Source organism: Streptomyces sp. DG1A-41 (assembly GCF_037055355.1).
Taxonomy (GTDB): domain Bacteria; phylum Actinomycetota; class Actinomycetes; order Streptomycetales; family Streptomycetaceae; genus Streptomyces.
In genome coordinates, this window is sequence record NZ_CP146350.1 from 5,197,836 (window position 1) to 5,213,574 (window position 15,739).

Sequence of the window (15,739 nt, forward strand, 5' to 3'; positions counted from 1 at the left end):
TGACCCTCTCGAGCCGACCTCTGCTCAGCACGACCGCGCTTGCGGGACAGCCCTTAGACATGTTCACTTACCCGGAAACAGCTCCAGAAGACGGGAAACTCTGCGCCAGCCACCCGTGCAGATCGCCCCGAGCACGGCGCCTGCGGCCACACACCATCCCTTCATGTCCTGGGGAATGCCGAGCGCGGCCACGACGGGAGAGGCTGACAGCGCACCGGCAATTGCCGCGAGGATGATCAACGTGACGTGCGCCGATTCCATCAACGTGCTACGCGTCATGGAAACCGGCTCGACGTTCTCCAGATCACCCTGAGGAAGAAGACTACCCACCAGGCGCCGGGAGTACCTCTCCCCGACGGTGAGCATCTTGGCCGCCAGATCGCGGATCGCGTCTTCCGGCTCCGCATCGATCCGGGACATATCCCGGCGCAGTGCTCCCGCCACATGGAACGCGTGCTTACGTGCCGGATGGTGTCGCAGGGACCTGATGGACATCGTGGCCGCTGTGCGATGAGCGCGGAGAATTCCTTGCTCGACTGATCGGTAGCGGTGATCGAGCGTGCGCAGATGGGCGGGCAGGCTCGCGACCGGAGCCTGGCGCGCAACGGCACAGGCGATCACCGCTTGCTCGATGTCGTGGACCAGCTTGTTCCGGACTGCTTTCCTGGGCACTCGCGTTAAGAGGAACCACAGCCCCAGCACTCCGAGCGCCAGCAGAAGCGGCACCAGGAGTAACTCTCTCACATCGCTGCTGATGAACCCCACGCACACTACGATGGAATACCCCAGCATGAGGACGGAGAGAAGAAATTCGAAGAAGCCTGAATCAGGCGGCGTCTTGATGATCTTGCGCGTCTCGGTGAGTTCAATGTGCGACAAGGACAGCTGAACGACAGCCGCGATGAAATAGGCCTCACGTTCTGCAGCCCGAGCCAAATCGGCCCGCACCCAGTCGTCCCGATCGACCAGCTCATACGGATTCACGAAGCCCCCCAGCCGCGCCCTGTCACATCCCCAATAAGCTCCAGGCTAGCCTTCAGGCGTCTCCGTTGCGGAGTGTTTTCCAATCTGCTGACCCTGCTGATCGAGCAGCCCGCAGAAGCGGCCGAGCCGACCGGCTACTGGATGACCAACCTGCCAGCCGACACCATGGTCGCCGACCTGGTGCGGTGGGCGAAGATGCGCTGGCGGATCGAGCACGACTACCGCGAGCTCAAGCACGGCCTGGGCTTGGACCACTTCGAGGGCCGCACCTGGCGCGGCTGGCGCCACCACGTCACCCTCGTCACCGCCGCCCAGGCCTTCCTCACCCTCCGGCGGCTCGACCCAAAAGCCCAAACGCCGGCTTGCCCCTCTACCAAGGTCCTGGACGCCCTCCAGGATTTGCTGAGGTGCTGGACCGGCACCTGCACGACCTGCGGCCGACCCCTCGCCACCAGCAGAACCAGGGCCAGAACCTAACGAAGCACTACTAGGTAGTCCGCAATGCCGATTTCAGCATCTTCGTTCGAACTATCCGCAGACTCGTTGGGTTGGATGCTGCGGTCCATTGCGCCTCCCTCAGGTGCTCTGTTTAACGGACGCGGCGACGTCGCCGCGCGCGTGCTGCTCGGCTGTCGGAGGTTTTTGTTGTGGGTTCTGCAGTAGGTTCTACCTGTGGAATAAAAGCGTCGCCCATGCGGCGCATTGCGTCCTTCGAAAGGTGAGATCTGCCCTTCACGTACCGCCGGGTCTGACTGATCTGGGTGTGCCGGAGAATCTCCATGATGGTCGGCATGTCCACCCCGAGTTCGTTCAGGATCGTGCCGGCGGTGTGGCGGCTCCCGTCGTACAGGCGCCGGTCGTCGATCCCTGCTTCCGCCAACAGCTCCTTGAACTCCTCCCAGTCCTGGCGGGGGTCGAGGGGGCGACCGTCCGGGCGGGTGAAGACCAGCTTGTGTTCCTCCCACGCGTCCCCTGCTTCGGCCCGCGCCTCCTCCTGCTGTGCCTTGTGCTGGCGAAGGTAGGGGATGAAGGACGACGGGATGGGCACGGCGTTCCGGCTCTTCTTCGTCTTGGGGCGTGTGAAGACCAAGCCGCCGCCCTTGCGCGCGGAGCACGCTCGGGCGTGACTCGTGCAGTCCTCCGGGCAGGGCTTGGGGCAGCCGCGCTTGTAGCCCTTGTGGGCGGTGCAGTCCGGTGGGCACGGCTCGAACCGGTGGAACTTCGTGCCGCACGCGTGCGGGTCCTTGCAACGTGCCGCCACGTAAGGCGCTGAAGCTGCCATTCGGGGCGGAACAGCTCGTTGTCGAAGTCGACGTACGGCCACCTCAGGCCAAGGGTCTCGCCCTGCCTGAAGCCCATGCCGACGCCGACGCACCATCGCATGAAGGTGGGGCGCTTGGCGGCGGCTTTCAGGAACGCCTTGGCCTCCTCGGTCGTGAAGGGGTTCGCCTCGGTCTCGTCGACCGTGGGCGGGTCGACGAGGGTGGCCACGTTCTCGACGACCAGTCGGCGGCGGTGTGCGATCTTCAGGGCGCGCGAGAGGATGCGGTGCACCTTGAGTACGTGTGACGGTGCGTGTCCCTCATCGAGCATGACGCGGTACATCCGCTCCAAGTGCTCCGGCTGAAGCTTGTCGAGCCGGTGTTTGCTGATGCCGGGGATGATGTCGTTCCTGGTCTTGGACCAGTAGTCGTTCAAGGAACGCGGCTTGAGCTTCAAGGACGCGATGTCGGTCAGGTAGGTGGTCATCCACTTCTCTACGGTCGGCTTGCGGCCGGCCTTGGGCGCGCGGCCCTTGTCGCGCAGATCTTCCAATTCCCTGACCTTGCGCTTGATTTCCGGCTCGGTCCGCGCCCGTCGGTGGCGCCGGTCAGGACTGCCGTCATCTTTGACGCCCATCGTGACGCGGCCGTGCCACCAGCCGTCGCTGCCCAGGTAGATGGACGATTCCATGTTCGGCTTGCGGGGGCTCAACGTGCTCCTCCATACGGAAGGCGCCCCCGAACCGAGAGGTCCGGGGGCGCCTTGGGCTGGGTGTGGTGTGGGTCAGTGGGAGATCGGTTCGAGGCTGTTGACGTATGCCTCCAGGTCGCTGCGACGTATGCGGCGGGAGCGACCCCGCTTGACGTACCCCAGGACGCCTTCGGCCATCAGCTCGTAGACGGTAGAGCGGCCGAAGCGGAGGACCGTGGCGGCTTCCGTCGGGGTGTAGAGCAACTGGTCGGAGGGCGGGAGCGCGGTGCTCATCAAGACTGCCTTCCTGATCGGAGACTCTGAGGGCGGGCCCCCTTGCCTGGAAGTCCGCTACATGCGCCACGCCTGCTACGTCGCAGGTCAGTGGCGGGTTCCGGCGTAGCGGCACGGCGGGATGTAGCGGACAGGGCCGCTACGTGCTCGGGGGCTGTAGCGGCTCTGCGGTGTCGGTAGCGGGGGCGTAGCGGGTTTACGTGGGTAACAGCCGCTACGCAGGCAGAAGCGATCTGCAGTGGAAGAAGTCCCAGGAGCGTTGGCGGAGTTGACGAACCCTGCAGGCTCACCGCCGACAGGCACCCCCGGCGGGCACACCGTGGGCGACCTTGGGTAAAGAGCAGACTCAGGCGACCGGTCACACCGACGGAACGCGTCGGTCATCCCATACGAATCGGCCTGTACCCTTCGCCCAACTGAGCCCGTTGATCCCTACCGGGGCCAGAAGCCCGGGCGCGCCTGCCGCATCCTGCCGGGGCCGGTGGAACCGGGTCACGTACCAGGCGCCGGTGGTCCAGTTGCGGCAGTATTGCCAAGGCGCGACGCCGCACTTGGAGCAGGCCGCCTCGGCGCACGCGTTCCAGGCTTGGCGTACGGCGGCTTCGACGGTGGCGGAGTCATGACCGGCTGGCTTCGCGGTGAGAGTGAAGTACTCCATTCGCCGATGATGACAGTTGGTCTTCCGCTCATCAGGCGTATGCGATCCCTGAGCCCTCAAGATCGGGACGGTCTCAGTTGTGGTCTCGATCGCAGCTCGTTCCGCGGGCGCCCGCTAGCGTCCATTGAAGTCCGGCACCCCTGGTGACCAGGAACGGAGCCCGTCTTACGGACACCGACGGACATGCCCGGACCGAGATCGGACAACTCGTAATGCGTAGGTCTCGGGTTCGAATCCCGAAGGCGGCTCCATTTAAACCCCGGGTCGGGCCTCTGACCTGGGGTTTTTTGTTAGTGCTGTCTGGTCCGGATGGGATTGGGGTCGCTGACCTGCGGCCGTGATGCGTAGGTCGGAAGTTTGCTCCCACCACGTGGCATCCGGCGCAGGCGTCCTGGGGGCCGACGGCCGAGAGGGCTGCCGCTCCAGGGCTGTTGCCCTTGCTGCACGTGCCGCCGTGCTCGGCGGTGTGAGCTGTTTCGATTCCGGCCTGGGGCTTTCGGCGTCAGCGGGTGGACTCCCGTTCCACCGGCAGCCACAGCTCGGCGTCCGCGTGCGTCCCGTCCGCCGACAGGTCGGTCCGCAGGATCTCCGGGCCGGGGCGGCTGCGGTACGGGTTGGAGGGGAACCACTCGGTGAACACGTCACGCCATAGCTCCTGGATGGCCTGCGGTGCCGGGCCGGAGGTGGTGAAGACCGCCCAGCTGCCGGGTGGGACGGGCAGGGTGGTGATGCCCACGGCGGCGTCCGCCGGGGCGGACGTCGCGGTGATCACCGCCTGGTAGTAGTCGAGCTCGGTGCCCTCGGCGCGGCTCGGGTCCAGGTCGTCGCAGACCGCGACGATGCCGTGCGGATCCTGGTCCGAGAGCCTTCCGAGCTGCTCCAGAGCCTGTTTGTCGAGCCCCCGGACGAAGTCGGTGATCGCCTGGTTCGGGCCCGAGTGCACGAGCGGGACACGGGTCTTGAAGCCGGCGATCGTGAAGGCCGGGCGGCCCACCACTCGGTACTGCATGCTGCTGCTCCCTTCGACGGTGAGGCGGAAGGTCAGCCGGGGCTGGGAGACGAGCGCGGCGCCGGTGCGCCGGGCCTCGCCCGGGCCCACGCCGTGCATCGCGCGGAACGCCCGTGCGAACGCCTCGCCCGAGCCGTAGCCGTAGCGCACGGCGATCTCCAACAGCGTCTCGCCGCCCGTGAGCACCTCCGCGCCCGCGACCGTCAGCCGCCGGCGGCGGATGTACTCCGACAGGGGCATGCCTGCCAGCGCGGAGAACATCCGGCGCAGGTGGTACTCCGACGTGGTCGCGATCCGCGCCAGCTCGACGACGTCCAGGGACTCGTCGAGGTGGCGCTCGATGTGCTCCATCGCCTGGTTGAGCCGCTCCAGCACGCCCGGTTCCTTCCTCTTTGGTGATCACCACGCTGGGCAGCGGGCACCCTGCGGCACCCGACATCCTGTGCCCGTTCCGGTCGGGTACCGCCTCCGCTGAACGATGTAGACGCATCGCCGTCCGGCAGGCGTACTCAAAGGGCCCTTATCGTGAACGGCTAGCATCGCCCGTCAACCCGTCAGTCGCCGACCGGGACGAGGTGAGGACATGGGGGCGCCCAGGATCGCCGTCGCCGTGGTGACCATGGGCAACCGGCCCGGCGAGGTCGACGCTCTGCTGCGGTCCGTGGCCAAGCAGGACGTGCCGCCCGAGCGGATCGTGATCGTCGGCAACGGCTGCCCGCTGCCCGAGTTCGCCCGGCGGCTGTCGCTGCCCGGCGAGGTCACCCCGATCGAGCTCGACGAGAACCTCGGCTGCCCCGGCGGGCGGAACGCGGCCCTCGCGCGGCTGCGGGAGTTCGGCGACGTCGACGTCGTCGTGGATCTGGACGACGACGGACTGCTCGTCGACGCCGATGCGCTGCGCCGCGTGCGGGAGCTGTACGCCGCCGACGAACGGCTCGGCATCGTCGGATTCCGCATCGCCGACGAACTGGGCGCGACGCAGCAGCGGCACGTGCCCCGGATCGGCAACTCGGACCCCCTGCGGGGCGGTTACGTCACCGGGTTCCTCGGCGGCGGGCACGCGCTGCGGATGGCCATGCTCGACGAGGTCGGGGACTGGCCCGCCGAGTTCTTCTTCGCGCACGAGGAGACCGACCTGGCCTGGCGCGCGGCCGACGCGGGCTGGCGCATCCTGTACGCGCCCGAACTGCTGCTCCAGCACCCGAGGACCTCGCCCGCACGGCACGCCATCTACTACCGCGTGAACGCCCGCAACCGGGTCTGGCTGGCCCGCCGCCGGCTGCCGCTCGCGCTCGTGCCCGTCCACCTGGGCGTCTGGGTGCTGCTCACCCTCGTACGGAATCGGTCGCGTGCGGGGCTGCGGGCATGGTTCGGCGGGTTCGTGGAAGGCGTACGGGAACCGGCGGGTGAGCGGCGGCCCATGCGCTGGCGGACGGTGTGGCGGCTCACACGGCTGGGACGGCCGCCGGTCATCTGACGCCGAGGGGCGTCCGCCGGGTGGCCCCGAGCTCGGTGGCCGCAAGCTTGGTGGGGCCCCGGCCGTTCACCTCCGCCGACCGGGACCCGGACCCGGCCGCGGCGGCGACACTCCCCCGAGTTGCGCGTCCAGACGCGCGCGCCGCCGGGCCAGATCCGACGTAGTGATCACATCAGGTTTTGCCAACGGATGGCTAACATGTGGCCAACGGTTCTCCGTTGCGTCGTCTGCCGGTTGGCGTGAAGTCGCCGAACCATGACGCGTGACGGCCTGTGCGGTGGCCTTTCCGGCGGAGAACGTGAGGACGAGGGTGGCGGAAAACCGCTGCCCCGGGGTGGAAACTTGTCAAGGGAGCGCGGGGAGACGGGGTGCGATGGGGGCATCTGCCTGCTCGGGCAGCGACGACTGTTCCGATGAGCGGCGCGGGCTGCGGTTCGGGCTGCTCGGACCGCCGGTGCTGTACTACGACGTCAACGGGTGCCGCCTGAGCGAAGCCCGGGGTGTCGCGAGCCCCAAGTCCCGTGTGCTGCTGGCCGCGTTGCTGCTCGACGCCGGACGGGTCGTCTCCGTCGAGTCGCTCAAGGACGCGCTGTGGGGTGGGGCGCCGCCCGTTTCCGCCCATGCCTCGCTGCACAACCACGTAACCCGGTTGCGGCGGTTGCTAGACGACCCCGAGCGGCTGCGGACCGTGCCGTCCGGGTATGTGCTGCGGATCGGCGAGGGCGAGCTGGACGTCCATGTGTTCGACGCCCATGTCGCCGCGGCGCGTGTCGCGCACGCCGGGCAGGAGTGGGAGCGCGTCGTGCGGGAGTGCGCCGCCGCGCTCGCGCTGTGGCGGGGGGCGCCGTTAGCCGGGCTGCCGCCCGAGGTGGGCGGGTACGCCTTCGCACGGCGGTTGCGCGAGGCCCGGCTGCTGCTTCTGGAGTGGCGCTGCGACGCCGAGTTAGCGCTGGGCGGGCCGCGTCTCGAGACGCTCGTGCCGGAGCTGGCGGCGTTGACCGCCGAGTATCCGCTGCGGGAGGTGTACCACCGCCAGCTCATGCTCGCCCTGCACCGGACCGGCCGCCAGGCCGAGGCCCTGGCCGTCCATCGCGATCTGCGCACCCGACTGGTCGACCAGCTCGGCGTCGAGCCGGGGCCCGGGGTGCGGGAGGCGCATGTGGAGGTGTTGCGGGGGGCGGCGGCCGTGGGGAGCGGTGGTGCGGGGGGCGGCTTCGGGTTCGGGTTCGATGAAGGGGGTGCCTCCTCTGCCTCTTCTGCTTCTTCTGTCGCTTCTTCCGCGCGGGTCGCCACGCCGTCCGTCGCCGCGTCACCCTCGTCCGCCGCTCAACCCCCGCCTGCTCAACTTCCCCCGCCGCCAGCGCACTTCACGGGGCGCAACGCCGTGCGCGACTCCTTGCGCCGCACACTGACGACACCCGGGGTGCCCCCGGCCGCCCCCAATGTCCCCGCCACCGCCGTCATCAGCGGCATGCCCGGCGTCGGCAAGAGCGCACTCGCGCTGCATGTCGCACATGAGTTGGCGGGACGTTTTCCCGATGGGCAGCTCTACCTCGACCTGCACGGTGCGACCCCGGCCATGGCCCCTCTCACCCCTGGTCAGGCACTCACCGCCCTGCTGCGTGACCTCGGTGTCGAGCCCTGCCGCATCCCCGAACTCCCCGACGCGGCATCCGCTCTGCTGCGCTCGCTGCTCGCGCCGACCCACACGCTCCTGGTGCTGGACGATGCCGCGAGCGCCGCGCAGGTACGGCCGCTGCTGCCGGGCGGAGCCGGGTGCGCGGTGATCGTCACCAGCCGTTCGCCGCTCACCGCCCTCGACGGCGTCGCCCGCTTTCCGCTAGGCCCGTTGACGGACGAGGAGAGCGCGGCGCTCCTGGTCGCGGCCTCGGGCCGTGACGGGCTGGACGGTTCGGACGCCGCCCGTCGCCTCGTCGAACTCACCGGCCGCCTCCCCTTGGCCCTGCGCATCGTCGCCGCGCGGCTCGCCGCCCGGCAGGCCCTCACCCCGGACGTCCTCGCCGGGCAACTGGCCAAGGCGGAGGGGCGGTTGCGGCAGCTCGAGTACGACGACCTGAGCGTCCGGCGCTCGCTGGCCGTCGCGCACGACGCGCTGGCCGGCTCCGAGCGTGAGGCCGACCGGGACGCCGCCCTCACCCTCCGCCGTATCGGCGCGCTCGATCTGCCCACGTACGGCGCACCCCTGCTCGCCCGCCTCACCGGCACCGGTGAACGCCGCACCGAGGCCGCCCTGAACCGCCTCGTCGACGTGGCCCTGCTCCAGGAGCCGGCATACGGCCGCTACACACCACACGACCTGGTCCGCGACTTCGCCCGTGAACTGGCCGGGGGGTGGGGTGGGGAGGGCACCGGCGGCTCCGGCGCTGCCCGTGGACTGGGCGGGGAGCGGGCCTCGGGCCGCACGGGTGCCTTCGGCACGGCTCGTGAATCGGGCGGAGGGCGTGGCGCGGAGGCTTCCAGCGGTGCCCGTGCGCCGGCCGGGGACCGGGACGGGGAGGGCGCGATCGGCGCCGTGATCGTGCGGCACTCCGCGCACTGCACCATCGGATACGCCCATCTGCGGCTCGGCGAACCGGCCGCCGCCCTCCCGCACTTCGAGGAGAGCCTGCGCATCCTGGGCGGTCACGGCGACTGGCACGGCGAGGCCCGGGCCCGGCTCGGCCTGGTCCGCGCGCTACGCCTGCTGGGCCGCACCGGGCGGGCCGCCCGCGAGTGCGCCGAGCTGCTGGAGCGGGCCGACGCCCGCGCCGACCGCCACACCGGCGGTCTCGCCCGCCACCAGCACGGGCTGCTGCTCCGGGAACGGGGACGGGTCGGAGAAGCACGCGAGGAGTGGGCCTCGGCTCTCGCGGCGCTGGAGGGGACGGACGAGCACGCGGTGGTCACGGAACTTTGCGAGCTGCTCGCTCCCACCGACTGACACCGGCTATTTGGCGTCCGCGTAGCACTCCACCACCGCCGTCGTGAACGGAAACCGCACCGGCGTCTCCCCGAAGGTCAGCCGACCGGCCAGGGCCGCCGCCTCGCGGATCGCCGTCACGACCGCGGCCGTCTCCTCCTCGGGGCAGTGCACGATCACCTCGTCGTGCTGGAAGAAGACCAGCTCGGCCGCCATCCCCGCGCACGATCTCCGCAGCGCGGCGAGCAGCAGCAGGGCCCAGTCGGCGGCGCTGCCCTGGACCACGAAGTTACGGGCGAAGCGGCCGCGGGCACGGGCGTCGGTGGAGGCGTACCCGGGCACCCACTGTCCGCTGTCGGGCTGCTCCTCGTCGGTGGCCGGGATGCCGGCCTCCTCGGTCGCGTCGTCCGTCCCCCGGGCCGCCGGCGGGCAGGTCCGGCCGAGCCACGTCCGCACGAGCCGGCCCTCCTGGCCGGCGCGGGCCGCCTCGTCGACGCACGCCACGGCACGCGGGAAGCGGCGTCGAAGCGCGGCGAGGTTCTTCAGGCCGTCGCCGGAGGTCTGGCCGTAGACGGCACCGAGCACGGCGAGTTTGGCCTGGGCGCGGTCGCCGGAGAAGGCGCGGTCGGAGACGGACTGGTACAGGTCGCTCTCCCGGCCGGCCACCTCCATCAGGCCGGGATCGCGGGAGATCGCGGCGAGGACGCGCGGCTCCATCTGGTCGGCGTCGGCGACGACGAGCCGCCAGCCGGGGTCGGCGACCACGGCCCGCCGGATCACCTTGGGGATCTGGAGCCCGCCCCCGCCGTTGGTCACCCACCGCCCGGTCACCGTGCCGCCCGCGAGGAACTCGGGTCTGAACCGGCCGTCGCGCACCCAGTCCTGGAGCCAGGACCAGCCGTGGGCGACCCAGATGCGGTACAGCTTCTTGTACTCGATCAGGGGCTTCACGGCCGGGTGGTCGACGGACTCGATCTCCCAGCGGCGGGTCGAGGAGACCTTGATGCCGGCCTGGGCGAAGGCCTTGACCACGTCGGCCGGCAGGTCGGGGCGGACCCGGCGGCCGAACGCGGCGGACACCTCGTCGGCGAGTTCGGCCAGGCGGCGCGGCTCACCGCCGCCCGCGTACCGCTCGCCCAGCAGGTCGTGCAGCACGGCGCGATGGACCTCGGCGCGCCAGGGCAGCCCGGCGCGGTTCATCTCGGCGGCCACCAGCATGCCCGCCGACTCGGCGGCCGTCAGCAGCCGCATCCGGTCGGGGTGCTCGGCGCTCTCGTGCCGCCGCTGCTGCTCGGCGTAGACCGCGAGGAGGTCCGTCAGGGGCAGGTGGACGCCCTGCGGTTCGAACAGGGAGGACTGGGAGCCCGGTTCGGCGGAGCGCTGCGGTGGATCGGGCGGTACGGGGCCGCCGCGCAGCCGGGCCAGGGCGGCCGCGGCCGAGCGTGGTTCCCCGTACCGCCCCTCGTGGCCGAGGAGGAGCGTCTCGGCGGCCTCGATGTCGTAGCACCGCTCGACTCGCACCCCCGTGGCGAGCAGACGCGGGTAGAACTCGGCGGTGGACCGCCACACCCACCGCGTGACGCCGGGACGGCTCCGCATGGCCTCGGCGGGATCCCCCTCCCGCCGCGCCGGCCCGGCGGGCAGCCCGTCCGGACCGAGGGGGGCGACGTCCACGCCACCGTCCTCGGCCGGAGCGAGCGCCCACCGGTCGGCCATGCTGCGAGTGTGACAGGGGGGTCTGACAACGCCCCCTCGCCACCCGCCGGGCGGTGTCAGGACTCGTCCAGCGTGTCCTTCTGCGCCTGCACGATCTTCTCCAGCGCGCGGGCGACGTACTGCTCGGTCCGCTCCTTGCCGATGCCGAGGCCGCTGAGGACGCCCTCGCCGTTCTCGTGCTCCAGCAGGGCGAGCAGGATGTGCTCGGTGCCGATGTAGTTGTGGCCGAGGCGCAGGGCCTCGCGGAAGGTGAGCTCCAGGACCTTCTTGGCGGCCTGGCCGTACGGTACGAGCTCCGGGACTTCCTCGACGGCCGGCGGCAGTGCGGCGGTCGCCGCCTCGCGGACCGTGTCGAGGGAGACGCCCTGCTCGACGAGCGCCTTCGCGGCGAGACCGTCGGGCTCGGCCAGCAGGCCGAGGACGAGGTGCTCGGGCACGCCCTCGGCGTTGCGCGCGGACTTGGCCTCGTTGTGCGCGGCCATCACCGTGTTGCGGGCGCGGGGCGTGTAGCGGTTGAAGCCCTGGCTCGGGTCGAGGTCGGCCGACTCCTTCGGCACGAAGCGCTTCTGCGCGGCCTGCCGGGTGACCCCCATGCTCTTGCCGATGTCCGTCCAGGAGGCGCCCGAACGCCGGGCCTGGTCCACGAAGTGGCCGATCAGATGGTCGGCCACCTCCCCGAGGTGATCGGCGGCGAGCACCGCGTCCTGGAGCTGTTCGAGGGTTCCTGGTGAACCGTCTTGATCGCCGCGATGAGGTCGTCGAGGCGTACGGATGACGTGATGTCGGGGTTCGTCGTCATGTGTCACCCGTAGGTTGCGCTCCCGGGGGGTGTCAACCGTGGGTTGACAGCCGGCGTCCCTCGCCTCTACTTCGGAGAAGTCGCCACCAACCGCACGGCCAGCCCCGTGAACACGGCTCCGGAGGCGATGTTCAGCCAGCGGTTCACCCGGGCACTGCGCCTGAGGAAGGACGACAGCCGCCCCGCGAGCAGGCCGATGCTGCCGTCCCACAGGAAGCCCATCACGACGAGCGTGACGCCGAGCAGCAGCAACTGGCCCTGGACATGGCCGAGCGACGGGTCCACGAACTGCGGCAGGAACGCCACGTTGAAGAGGATCACCTTGGGGTTGAGCAGGTTGGTCATCGCGCCCTGCCAGAACGCCCGCCTCTTTCCCGCCCCCACCGCGCCCGCCCCCTCCTCGCCCGGCACCGAACGGTCGCGGAACGCCTTCACCGCCAGATAGAGCAGATAGGCCGCGCCCGCCCAGCGCAGCACGTGGTACAGCGTCGGTAACGCCGTGAACAGGGCCGACAGACCGAGAGCCGCCGCGACCGCGTGCACGAGCATCGCGCACGCCACCCCGAGTGCCGCCATGACCCCGGCGGCGGGCCCGCCCCGTCCGCCCATCGCCACGATGAACATCATGTCCGGGCCGGGGGTGATGCAGAGCGCGAAGGCGGCGACGAGGAACGCCGCGTACAGAGACATGTCCACCATGCGGCCATGCTCGATGCCCCGCCGCGCGCGGACGACCCAATTCCGGGGAGTGAGACGTACGAGGTCGCGCATGCCGGGCCGTCCGCGCCGGCGTGGCACCATCGGCCCGTGAGTACGCCCACCACCGTCGACCGCGCGTTCGAGGCCGCCCTGTACGACAGCGGCGAGACGGCCCTCGACACCGGCGCGTCCCTGCTCGCGTCCGATCCGGCGGCGGACGCCGAACTCGCCCGGCGCGGTGAGGAGTTCGTGGCGGCGGCCTGGCGGCGCGGCTGGCAGCCGGCCGATGTCGTACGGACCGTCCGGCGGGAGCTGGACGACGGGCACGTACGCCTCGTGGCGGCGCTGATCCGGGCGCAGGCGCCGCACGACCGCCCGCGCGGCCGCCGCTGGAGCGCGCAGCTCGCGGAGCTCCCCGCCGACGCCCCGCCCCGCACCGACCGCTTCTCGTACGCCACCGCCGTGCTGGAGCTGTACCGCCTGCTGCTGCGCCTGCCCGCGCTCGAGTCCCTCGACGAGTCACCCGGGGAGCCGAAGACCGAGTCCCGGATGCTCGGCCGCATCCGCGCCCTGCTCGCCAAGGCGGAGGCCACCGGGTTCCCGGAGGAGGCGGAGGCGCTCAGTGCCAAGGCGCAGGAGCTGATGGCCCGGCACAGTGTCGACGAGGCGCTGCTCGCGGCCCGGGCACCCTCGCCCGAGACGCCCGGGGCCTGCCGTATCGGTGTCGAACCGCCGTACGAGCAGGCCAAGGCGGTACTGCTGGACGCCGTGGCCGCCGCCAACCACTGCCGGGCGGTGTGGAACGAGCCACTCGGCTTCTCCACCGTCGTCGGCTTCGAAACCGACCTGGAAGCGGTCGAACTCCTCTACACCTCACTCCTCGTGCAGGCCACGACCGCGATGACGAAGGCGGAGTCCGCCCAGCGCGCGGCCGGCCGCAAGCGCACCAAGACGTTCCGGCAGTCCTTCCTCGCGGCCTACGCCCACCGCATCGGCACCCGCCTGGCGGCGGCCGCCGAGACCCAGGTGACGCAGGACCTGCTCCCGGTCCTCGCCTCCCGCGACGTGGCGGTCACCGGCCGGCTGGACTCGATGTTCCCGGAAACGACCACGACCCGCCTGCGCGGCGTGAGCGACGCGGCGGGCTGGACGGAGGGCACCCAGGCGGCGGACCACGCCCAGGTCGGCCACCGCCCACCGCTGCGCTGACCTGTCGTCAGTCGCCCGAGGACTCGAAGCCGCTCACCGAGGCCTGCGCCGCGCCGCCGCTGCCGCTCCCGTCCCTCCGGGCGACCTCGCCGTACGACCACGTCAGGTCGTGCGCGTCCTCGGGGGCGCCGGGCAGGGTGAAGGACGCCTTCCGCACGGCAAGGCTCTTCGCGGAGCCGGCCTCGCCCCGGACGTAGGTGATCGTGAAGGACGTGGTGCCGCCCTTCCCCAGCGTGAGCGGCTGGGCCTTCGCGCCCTCCTCCGGGGACACGGACGTCGTGCTGTCCCCGGCCGCGAGGTCCACGGCGGGGAAGCCCTTCAGCGTGCACGGGGCGCCGTTGTTGGTGAGGGTGACGGTGACGTTGCCGGTGTCCCCGGCCGCCGGGGCGGCGCCGGCCCCGACCTCCACGCCCAAGTCGCCGATCGCGCAGGCCGAACCGCCCGGCCGGTCCGCGGTCTTGGCGTCGTCGGCACTGGTCTTGGCGTCGTCGCAGGCGGTCAGCAGGAGCGTGGCCGCGAGGGCGGCGGCCAGGGCGAGGGGAGGAAGGGTGCGCATGGGGTCCTCGGGTGCGTGATGGCGATGAGCGGTTCCGACGCACGGATCATCGCGGACGCAGGCATCGTCACGCACCCGGGCCGGGCGCTCATCGGGGCGGCCTCCAAACCGCCACCCGTAAAACCCCCGCCCGCAACAGCCCCCGCCCGCAACAACCCCGGCGCTCCTATCCGAGGCCGGCCGTCGGCAGCCCGGTCGGCAGCTTCCCGCCCTCGGCCTTGGTGTACGTCTCCGCGCCGAGGCCGCCCTCCCAGGTGACCTTGAGGCTCTTGCCGTTCACGGAGTCGACCATGCCGGTCGTCCGGTCCTTGCTGCCGTCCGTGCACTTCAGGCGGATCATCCGCATCCCGGACTCCTCGCCCGCCGTGCCGCTGCACACGCTGCCGCCGGTGGCGAAGAGCGCGGCCTGCTTGCCGGTGATCACCAGGGCCACGGCCTTGCCCCCGGTCGTCGCGAGCCAGCTGCCCTCGAGCCCGCCGGTGGCCGCCCCGTCGGAACCGGAGCCGGACCCGGAGTCCGAACCGGAGCCGGAGTCGCCGCCCGTTCCGGCGGACGCCGTGGCGGACGGGGCCGGGCTGGACGCCGAGTCGTCCCCGGGGTCGCCGGCACCGCTGCACGCGGACAGCACGAGCACGCCCGCCAGACCCGCGGCCGCCGCCGCGACCCGCACGCGCCGGCGCGCTCCCGGGCGACGCGAGAAGATCACCGAAGTCACTGCAAGCCCCCAAGCTGTACCGGCCGACCGGCCCCGGCGGAGCCCGCCGGCCCTTGCCGGACCGACCGCAGCAAGCTACCAGGGCCGGTCAAGAGCCCCCGGGGCGAACCCCCGGGGCCTCTCACCGGCCCGGCGGCGCCGGGAGAACCCCTGGCTCACCAGGACGACTTGCGCACCCCCGGCAGATACCCCGCGTGCGCCTGCTCCCGCAGACTCACCCGGGACAGCCCGAACGCCCGGAAGTAACCGCGCGGGCGCCCGTCCACCTGGTCCCGGTTGCGCACCCGCGTGGCGCTGGCGTCGCGCGGCTGCCTGCGCAGCTCCGCCTGCGCGGCGAGCCGTTCGGCCTCCGTGGACGACGGCCGCCGGATGATTTCCTTCAGCTCGGCCCGCCGGGCGGCGTACCGCGCGACGATCTCCTGCCGCTGGTCGTTCTTCGCGATCTTGCTCTTCTTCGCCATCAGACCTTCACTCCCCGGGCGCGGATCCGGGCGACGGCCGCCTCGACTCCGATCGTGTCGACGGTTTTGATCGCCCTGGCGCTCAGCCGCAGGCGTACGTACCGGCCCTCGCTCGGCAGCCAGTAGCGCTTGGTCTGGATGTTGGGGTCGAACCGGCGTGACGTGCGCCGGTGAGAGTGCGAGATGCGGTTGCCGAAGCCGGGCTGGGTGCCGGTCAGCATGCAGTGCGCGGACATGGTGGTGACGTACCTCTCTGGCTCAGGTGATGTAAATGGAATTCATTTTCAGT

General features: G+C 71.1%; 12 protein-coding genes and 3 pseudogenes. 4 read left to right on the forward strand and 11 right to left on the reverse strand.

The genetic code is table 11. The features are described 5' to 3' along the window. Positions 1 to 63 precede the first annotated feature (63 nt). Entirely contained in the window at positions 64 to 984 is a 921-nt protein-coding gene (locus V8690_RS24310) for a hypothetical protein (protein WP_338782017.1), read from the reverse strand. 87 nt (positions 985 to 1,071) lie between these two features. Between V8690_RS24310 and V8690_RS24315 the strand changes: the two are divergent. Further along, a pseudogene (locus V8690_RS24315) lies at positions 1,072 to 1,390 on the forward strand (transposase); the annotation flags it as partial. 183 nt (positions 1,391 to 1,573) lie between these two features. On the opposite strand, the pseudogene V8690_RS24320 reads toward V8690_RS24315, so the two are convergent. The 3 genes and pseudogenes from V8690_RS24320 to V8690_RS24330 all read right to left on the reverse strand — a co-directional run bounded on the left by V8690_RS24320 (position 1,574) and on the right by V8690_RS24330 (position 5,273). Continuing rightward, positions 1,574 to 2,958, reverse strand: a pseudogene (locus V8690_RS24320) (tyrosine-type recombinase/integrase). 72 nt (positions 2,959 to 3,030) lie between these two features. Then, positions 3,031 to 3,231 carry a helix-turn-helix domain-containing protein gene (locus tag V8690_RS24325; protein ID WP_338782019.1) on the reverse strand — a complete coding sequence of 67 codons (201 nt, stop codon included), beginning with the start codon at positions 3,229 to 3,231 and terminating at the stop codon, positions 3,031 to 3,033. Positions 3,232 to 4,391: 1,160 nt separating this feature from the next. Next, the gene (locus V8690_RS24330; RefSeq protein ID WP_338782021.1) at positions 4,392 to 5,273 is read right to left on the reverse strand and encodes an AraC family transcriptional regulator; all 882 of its coding nucleotides are present in this window, start codon (positions 5,271 to 5,273) and stop codon (positions 4,392 to 4,394) included. Between the two features lie 208 nt (positions 5,274 to 5,481). Between V8690_RS24330 and V8690_RS24335 the strand changes: the two genes are divergently transcribed. Both V8690_RS24335 and V8690_RS24340 read left to right on the forward strand, forming a co-directional pair. Further along, positions 5,482 to 6,375 (forward strand): glycosyltransferase, encoded by an 894-nt coding sequence (locus V8690_RS24335; RefSeq protein ID WP_338782022.1) that lies wholly within the window; start codon positions 5,482 to 5,484, stop codon positions 6,373 to 6,375. Positions 6,376 to 6,748: 373 nt separating this feature from the next. After that, positions 6,749 to 9,316 carry a BTAD domain-containing putative transcriptional regulator gene (locus V8690_RS24340; RefSeq protein ID WP_338782023.1) on the forward strand — a complete coding sequence of 856 codons (2,568 nt, stop codon included), beginning with the start codon at positions 6,749 to 6,751 and terminating at the stop codon, positions 9,314 to 9,316. A gap of 6 nt (positions 9,317 to 9,322) precedes the next feature. Here V8690_RS24340 and V8690_RS24345 read toward each other — a convergent pair whose 3' ends face one another. From V8690_RS24345 to V8690_RS24355, 3 genes and pseudogenes are all read right to left on the reverse strand, one after another. Then, positions 9,323 to 11,011: a bifunctional 3'-5' exonuclease/DNA polymerase gene (locus V8690_RS24345; RefSeq protein WP_338782024.1), complete on the reverse strand. Its 1,689-nt coding sequence runs from the start codon at positions 11,009 to 11,011 to the stop codon at positions 9,323 to 9,325. A 56-nt stretch (positions 11,012 to 11,067) separates the two neighbouring features. Then, a pseudogene (locus V8690_RS24350) lies at positions 11,068 to 11,810 on the reverse strand (Clp protease N-terminal domain-containing protein). A 66-nt stretch (positions 11,811 to 11,876) separates the two neighbouring features. Next, the gene (locus tag V8690_RS24355; RefSeq protein WP_338782026.1) at positions 11,877 to 12,509 is read right to left on the reverse strand and encodes a LysE family translocator; all 633 of its coding nucleotides are present in this window, start codon (positions 12,507 to 12,509) and stop codon (positions 11,877 to 11,879) included. 108 nt (positions 12,510 to 12,617) lie between these two features. Between V8690_RS24355 and V8690_RS24360 the strand changes: the two genes are divergently transcribed. Then, positions 12,618 to 13,718, forward strand: coding sequence for a DUF2786 domain-containing protein (locus V8690_RS24360; RefSeq protein ID WP_338782028.1), 1,101 nt, complete (start codon positions 12,618 to 12,620; stop codon positions 13,716 to 13,718). A 7-nt stretch (positions 13,719 to 13,725) separates the two neighbouring features. Here V8690_RS24360 and V8690_RS24365 read toward each other — a convergent pair whose 3' ends face one another. The 4 genes from V8690_RS24365 to rpmB all read right to left on the reverse strand — a co-directional run bounded on the left by V8690_RS24365 (position 13,726) and on the right by rpmB (position 15,686). Next, complete coding sequence (locus V8690_RS24365) at positions 13,726 to 14,274, reverse strand: DUF4232 domain-containing protein (RefSeq protein WP_338782029.1); 549 nt, start codon at positions 14,272 to 14,274, stop codon at positions 13,726 to 13,728. Between the two features lie 166 nt (positions 14,275 to 14,440). Then, positions 14,441 to 14,980: a hypothetical protein gene (locus V8690_RS24370; RefSeq protein ID WP_338782030.1), complete on the reverse strand. Its 540-nt coding sequence runs from the start codon at positions 14,978 to 14,980 to the stop codon at positions 14,441 to 14,443. A 164-nt stretch (positions 14,981 to 15,144) separates the two neighbouring features. Beyond that, entirely contained in the window at positions 15,145 to 15,450 is a 306-nt protein-coding gene (gene rpsN, locus V8690_RS24375) for a 30S ribosomal protein S14 (RefSeq protein ID WP_338782032.1), read from the reverse strand. After that, complete coding sequence (gene rpmB, locus V8690_RS24380) at positions 15,450 to 15,686, reverse strand: 50S ribosomal protein L28 (RefSeq protein ID WP_030235949.1); 237 nt, start codon at positions 15,684 to 15,686, stop codon at positions 15,450 to 15,452. Before rpmB ends, rpsN begins: the two co-directional genes overlap by 1 nt. Positions 15,687 to 15,739 lie beyond the last annotated feature (53 nt).

Excerpts from the sequence above, each read along its gene's own strand:
- V8690_RS24325 (WP_338782019.1), bottom strand. The coding sequence starts at position 3,231 with ATGAGCACCGCGCTCCCGCCCTCCGACCAGTTGCTCTACACCCCGACG.
- V8690_RS24335 (WP_338782022.1), top strand. The coding sequence starts at position 5,482 with ATGGGGGCGCCCAGGATCGCCGTCGCCGTGGTGACCATGGGCAACCGG.
- V8690_RS24340 (WP_338782023.1), top strand. The coding sequence starts at position 6,749 with ATGGGGGCATCTGCCTGCTCGGGCAGCGACGACTGTTCCGATGAGCGG.
- V8690_RS24345 (WP_338782024.1), bottom strand. The coding sequence starts at position 11,011 with ATGGCCGACCGGTGGGCGCTCGCTCCGGCCGAGGACGGTGGCGTGGAC.
- V8690_RS24355 (WP_338782026.1), bottom strand. The coding sequence starts at position 12,509 with ATGGTGGACATGTCTCTGTACGCGGCGTTCCTCGTCGCCGCCTTCGCG.
- V8690_RS24365 (WP_338782029.1), bottom strand. The coding sequence starts at position 14,274 with ATGCGCACCCTTCCTCCCCTCGCCCTGGCCGCCGCCCTCGCGGCCACG.
- rpsN (WP_338782032.1), bottom strand. The coding sequence starts at position 15,450 with ATGGCGAAGAAGAGCAAGATCGCGAAGAACGACCAGCGGCAGGAGATC.
- rpmB (WP_030235949.1), bottom strand. The coding sequence starts at position 15,686 with ATGTCCGCGCACTGCATGCTGACCGGCACCCAGCCCGGCTTCGGCAAC.